Genomic DNA, 5,059 nt, shown 5'->3' with positions numbered 1-5,059 from the left:
AGGCGCGCGAGGGCGCGCCGAAGCCGGAGCAGGGACGAGGGGTCGGTGTCGGTGGCGTGGGCGAGCGCGGCGGCGTGGGCGCCGTCGCCGATGCGGTCGGCCAGCCCGAGCCGGACGGTGAGTTCGACGAGGTCGGAGGTCATGTAGCCCCACAGCAGCCGCAGCAGCAGGGACTGGTCGGGGAACTGCGCGCGGTGGTCGGGGACCGGCGGGCCGGGGAGGGTCATGGGCGGCTTCCGTTCTCTGAGCGGTGGGGGTGCGCTACGCGTGGCCGGCCGCGGGGCGGCGCAGGCACCAGGTGCGGGGGCCGCCGTCGGCCGGGGTGACGTCCGCGCTGATCTCGAAGCCGAGCCGCTGGTAGAAGGGGAGGTTGCGCGGGTCGGAGGTCTCCAGGAAGGCGGTGACGCCCTCCGCCTCGGCCGCCTCGATGCCGGGCCGCAGGACGGCGCCGCCGAGTCCGGCGCCCTGCCGCTCGGGGGTCACCCCGACGGTGGCGAGGAACCACACGGGCTCGGTGGGCCGGTGCGGGGCGAGGGCGGTGTCGAGGGCCTCCTGGGCGGCGGCCCGGGTGCCGCACAGCTCGGCCAGCCGGGGGCCGATCTCGGCGAAGACCGCGCCCGCGTTGCCGTTGTGCGGGGTGGTCCACACGGCCACCGCGTCGCCGCCGTCGGCGACCCAGACCCGGCCGGCTTCCAGGCCCACCCGGGTGAAGAAGAGTTCCTGAATGGCGGTCACCCGTTCGGCCCGGCCGTCCGGGTCGACGGTGTGGCGCAGGGCGGGGTAGCCGGCCAGGGCGCGGCCCAGGGTGCGGACGGCGCGCGGGGTGTCCTGCGGTTCCGCCGGGCGGACGCCGGTGTCCAGTGCGGTCATGGTGGGGGTGTCTCCTCGCCGGGGGGATGGTCGTCGGGGGCCGGTCCCGCCGGGGACCGGTCCAGGATCGCGAGGGCCTGCCGGTGCAGCTCGCGGTTGGCGGACAGCGCCCCGGTGCCGCGCAGCGGGTCGCCGCCGCGCAGATCGGTGCAGCGCCCGCCGGCCTCCTCGACCACGATCCGCACGGCGGCCACGTCCCAGGGGGCGACGACGGGTTCGGCGGCGATGTCCAGCACACCCTCCGCAACGAGGCAGTGCTGGAGAAAGTCACCGAAGGCCCGTTCCTCCCAGCAGGCGTCGGCCAGGGCGAGATAGGCGGGGCGGGAGTGGAAGGTGTGCCAGGTGCTGGTGCGGGTGGTGGAGAGATAGGCGTCGGCGAGCCGGCCGACGCCGGAGACCCGCAGCGGTACGGGGGCGGCGCCGGCCCGGCGCAGCAGGGCACCGGCGCCCCGGGCCGCCCACCAGCGGCTGCGCAGGGCGGGGGCGCTGACGACGCCGAGCACCGGGCGGCCGGCGTCCAGCAGGGCGATGAGGGTGGCCCAGACGGGCAGGCCGCGCAGATAGTTCTTGGTGCCGTCGATGGGGTCGACCATCCAGGTCCTGCCGCCGGTGACGGCGCCGCCGCCCTCCTCCCCCGCGACGGCGTCGGCGGGCCGCTCGGCGCGCAGGGTGCGGCGGACGGCGGCCTCCACGGCGGTGTCCGCGTCGGTCACCGGGGTGCGGTCGGGTTTGCTGCGGCAGCGCAGGTCGCCGGCGCGGAAGCGCCGCAGGGTGAGCGCGTCGGCGGTGTCGGCGAGCCGCAGCGCGAGCCGGACGTCGTCGGGGTGCGGTGCGTCCACGGGGTCTCCGGTGGTCGGACGGGTCGGGCGGATCGGACGGCCCGGGTCCGGACGGGCCGGGGGTCCGGGCGGCCCCGGGTCAGCGGGCGGGTGCGTCGGCCGGTGCGTCGGCCGGGGCCGCGCGGTGCTCCGCGTACCGGGCCAGCTCCGCGCCGTGCCGGGCGATCTTGTGGAAGGCGGCGGCGTACTCCTCGATGAGCGGCTTGTCCTGCGGCCAGCGGCTGAAGGTGGGCAGGGAGAGCGCGTGCTGTTCGACGTGTGCGGCCGCGGAGCCGGGCATGGCACCCGCGGAGCGCTTGGCGGTGCCGGGGAACAGCGGGTTCTCGGGCGCGGCGTACAGCGGGAGGGTGCCGAGCCGGGGCGCGGAGGGCGCGCCGGCCTCCATGCCCTCGGCGCGCAGCGCGTCGATGAGCAGGGCGCGGTCCACGCCCGGCAGTGCCTTCGGCCGGTAGAGCGGCTTGTAGCCGTACCAGGCCCCCATGTCCACGTCGTCGGCGACGGTGACCGGCTCCAGGTAGGGCACGTCGGCGATGAGCCCGCCGAGGTGGTGCAGACAGCGGTGCCGGGCGTCGCGGCGGGCGGGGAAGGCGGCGAGCGCGTGCCGGGCGACGACGGCGTTCAGCGGGGACATCCGCAGTTTGAGGCCGAAGCCGGTGACCCAGTGGTCGCGCAGCCGGGCGTCGGTGACCTCGTCGCGGGACCGGTCGCGGTAGTGGCCGAGCAGGGTGGCCCGGTCGTGGACCCCGGCGTCGTTGGTGACGAGGATGCCGCCCTCCCCGGCGTAGACGGCCTTGGCGGCCTGGAGGGAGAAGACGGCGGCGTCGCCGAAGGTGCCCACGGGGCGGCCCCGGTAGCGGCTGCCGTGCGCGTGCGAGCAGTCCTCCAGCACCTTGAGTCCGTACCGGGCGGCGATGTCGAGCACCCGGTCCATGTCGGCGGGGTGGCCCCACTGGTGGACGACGGTGACGACCCGGGTGTGTTCGGTGACGGCGGCTTCCAGGGCCCGGGGGTCCAGACAGCGGGTGGCCGGGTCGATGTCGGCGAGGACCACGTCGCCGCGCAGCGCGAAGACCGGGCTGAGCGCGGCGTGGTAGGTGAGCGCGGGTCCGATGACGTCCACGCCCTCGCGCACGCCGAGCGCGAAGTAGGCGGCGAGCAGCGCGCTGGTGCCGGAGTTGAAGGTGACGGCCCAGCGGACCCGGTGGTCGAGGAAGTCCAGGAAGTCCTCCTCCAGGGCGCGGATGGGGCCGCTGCTGCCCTTGATGGAGATGTCGGCGTTGCGCTGGGCGGTCAGGTCGGCGAGTTCGGCGGCGTCGCCGGGCGGGGGCCACATCTCGTGGGGGCGGGGGTGGCCGATGGCCGGCCGGCCGCCGAGGAGGGCGAGCCGGTCGTCCGCGCTGGTCCTGGTCATGGGGCCTTTCCACGGTTCGGGAACACGGGTGGGTGGGGGTCGGCGCCGGGTCAGCGGAACCACAGTTCGCGGCCCGCGAAGTCGATCCGCCCCATGCCCACGGCGTACAGCCGCAGCAGCATGGCGTGCCGGACCGGCGGCGTGCCGCTGGTGATGGTCAGCCGCGCGCGGCCGGTGGCGCCGGGGTCCACGCGCAGGGTGTCGGGGTCGAGCCGGAAGCCGAAGCCGTAGGCCCGGCCGCGGGTGATGCGGGCGCCGAGCAGGACGTCGAGGGGTTCCTCGCCGTCGTTGTCGATGACGGCGGTGAGTTCGGCGGGGCGCTCGGGGTCCAGCCGGGTCTCGCCGGTGAGGGTGAGGCGTACCGAGTCGTCCTCGGTGTCCTGGGTGGCGCCGCACAGCGGGCAGCTGAGGAGTTGCCGGGTCAGCCAGGGGCGCAGCACATGGGCGCTGTGGTAGCGGTGCTGCGGCTCCCCGCAGTAGCGGCAGCGGCCGTAGGGGCTGTCGACGGCGCGCACGGCGTACGCGGGCCGGTACGCCTCGACGAAGTGGTACTCGCGGGTCTCGGTCAGCCGCAGCAGGGTGGCCAGCAGATGCCGGTCGAGGCGGGCGCAGTTGCCGAGGATGCGTCCGGTGGCCTTGGCCAGGGGTTCGGACTGGGTGAGGTCGCCGATGCCGGCCCGGACGCGGCGGGCCACGGCGGGCAGGCTGTTGGCGGCGTCGGCGAGGACGGAGCGGGTCTTGTCGAGCCGGATGTCGAGGGAGGCGAGGTTCTCGTAGCGTTCGACGGCGCGCACGATCCGGTCGGCGGGGGTGGAGGGGGCACCGTCGGTGACGGTGAGGGTGCGGGAGGTCCGCGTTCCGGTGAGCGGGCGGTCCTGGAAGCCGAGGACGACGACGTGCGGTGTGCCGTCCAGGACGGCGGAGGTCGCGTACACCGGGTGCCGGCCGCCGAACGGGGTGTCGGCGGTGACCCGCAGCCGGCCGGCGCGGTGGGCCTCCCGCAGCGCGGGGTCGCGCAGCGGGACCCGGGTGCGGGCGGGCATGGTGTGGTGGAAGGTGATGCGGGCGCCGCCGGCCCGTTCGGTGACGGTGACGGTTCCGGCGGGCGCCGGAGCGGGCGCGGGGGCGGACGGGTCGGTGTAGCGCGCCTCCGGGTCGCCGATCACCAGGATCTCGGGCGCGTCGATCCCCCAGGCGCGCAGCGCGGTGTTGACCTCGCGGACGGCCTCGCCGACGGTGAGCCCCTCGTCGAGGAGGTGGTGGAAGAGCAGGTTCTCGGCCGGGGTGCCGTCCTTGAGGAGGGGGCTGGCGATGTAGGTGCCGGCCCAGCCGTCCAGGAAGCGGCGGGCGACGGTGAACCGGTTGTGGCGGCCGAACAGCTGGGTGCCGAACTTGAGGGTGAGGCAGGCGTTGACGAAGACGATCTGGGCGGGGACGGTGGCCGGGTCCAGGCGGCGGGCGCCGGGGTAGACGCAGTCGTCGCCGCGCATGCAGGCGGGCAGGGTGTGGGTGGTGGCGCGGGCGGCGGCCTGCTCGGCGGGGTCGGGGGTGAGCCCGCACAGGATGTCGCGGGGGGTGAGCCGCAGATAGTCCTCGCTGCCGTGGGTGATGAGGCTGAGGACCCGCAGCAGCGGCCGTTCGGCTGTGCCGGGCGCGGTGGCACCGGCCGGGGCGGCGAAGGCGGCCGGGTCCAGGGCGTCCTGCGGATAGATCGTCAGCCTGCCCTGGGTGAGCGGTTCCGCGCCCTTGAGCAGGGGGGCGAGGAGGGCGTCCCGGCCGGCGGGTGCGGCCGGGTGGGCGAGGGTCTTGAGGACGAGGTCGGCGAGCCGGTCGGGGGTGTCGGCGCACAGGACGCCGAGGGCGGGGCCCGGGTGGCGGTGGCGCAGTTCGGTGGTGAGGGCGAAGCCGAGCCGGTCGGTGGGGCCCACCAGGGTGAGGT

4 protein-coding genes and 1 pseudogene are annotated in these 5,059 nt (G+C 76.1%); all 5 read right to left on the bottom strand.

The window, feature by feature from the left end; all coding sequences use genetic code 11:
- Positions 1–227 (bottom strand): annotated as a pseudogene (locus ACFV5N_RS22195) (hypothetical protein); the annotation flags it as partial.
- Positions 228–261: 34 nt separating this feature from the next.
- Complete coding sequence (locus ACFV5N_RS22190; RefSeq protein ID WP_019433838.1) at positions 262–870, bottom strand: GNAT family N-acetyltransferase; 609 nt, start codon at positions 868–870, stop codon at positions 262–264.
- Complete coding sequence (gene hisN, locus ACFV5N_RS22185; protein ID WP_019433837.1) at positions 867–1,709, bottom strand: histidinol-phosphatase; 843 nt, start codon at positions 1,707–1,709, stop codon at positions 867–869. Before hisN ends, ACFV5N_RS22190 begins: the two co-directional genes overlap by 4 nt.
- Before the next feature lie 79 nt (positions 1,710–1,788).
- The gene (locus ACFV5N_RS22180; protein WP_385602583.1) at positions 1,789–3,120 is read right to left on the bottom strand and encodes a DegT/DnrJ/EryC1/StrS family aminotransferase; all 1,332 of its coding nucleotides are present in this window, start codon (positions 3,118–3,120) and stop codon (positions 1,789–1,791) included.
- A 50-nt stretch (positions 3,121–3,170) separates the two neighbouring features.
- On the bottom strand, positions 3,171–5,059 hold a 1,889-nt coding region (locus ACFV5N_RS22175), incomplete at its 5' end, for a hypothetical protein (RefSeq protein ID WP_385602580.1).

This window comes from Streptomyces sp. NPDC059853, from assembly GCF_042731495.1.
Taxonomy (GTDB): Bacteria; Actinomycetota; Actinomycetes; order Streptomycetales; family Streptomycetaceae; genus Streptomyces.
Note: the sequence above shows the minus strand (reverse complement) of the source record. Positions and strands in the feature narration are given on the sequence as shown.

What these genes read in the sequence shown, in the direction of transcription:
- ACFV5N_RS22190 (WP_019433838.1), bottom strand. Translation starts at nt 870, where the DNA reads ATGACCGCACTGGACACCGGCGTCCGCCCGGCGGAACCGCAGGACACC.
- ACFV5N_RS22180 (WP_385602583.1), bottom strand. Translation starts at nt 3,120, where the DNA reads ATGACCAGGACCAGCGCGGACGACCGGCTCGCCCTCCTCGGCGGCCGG.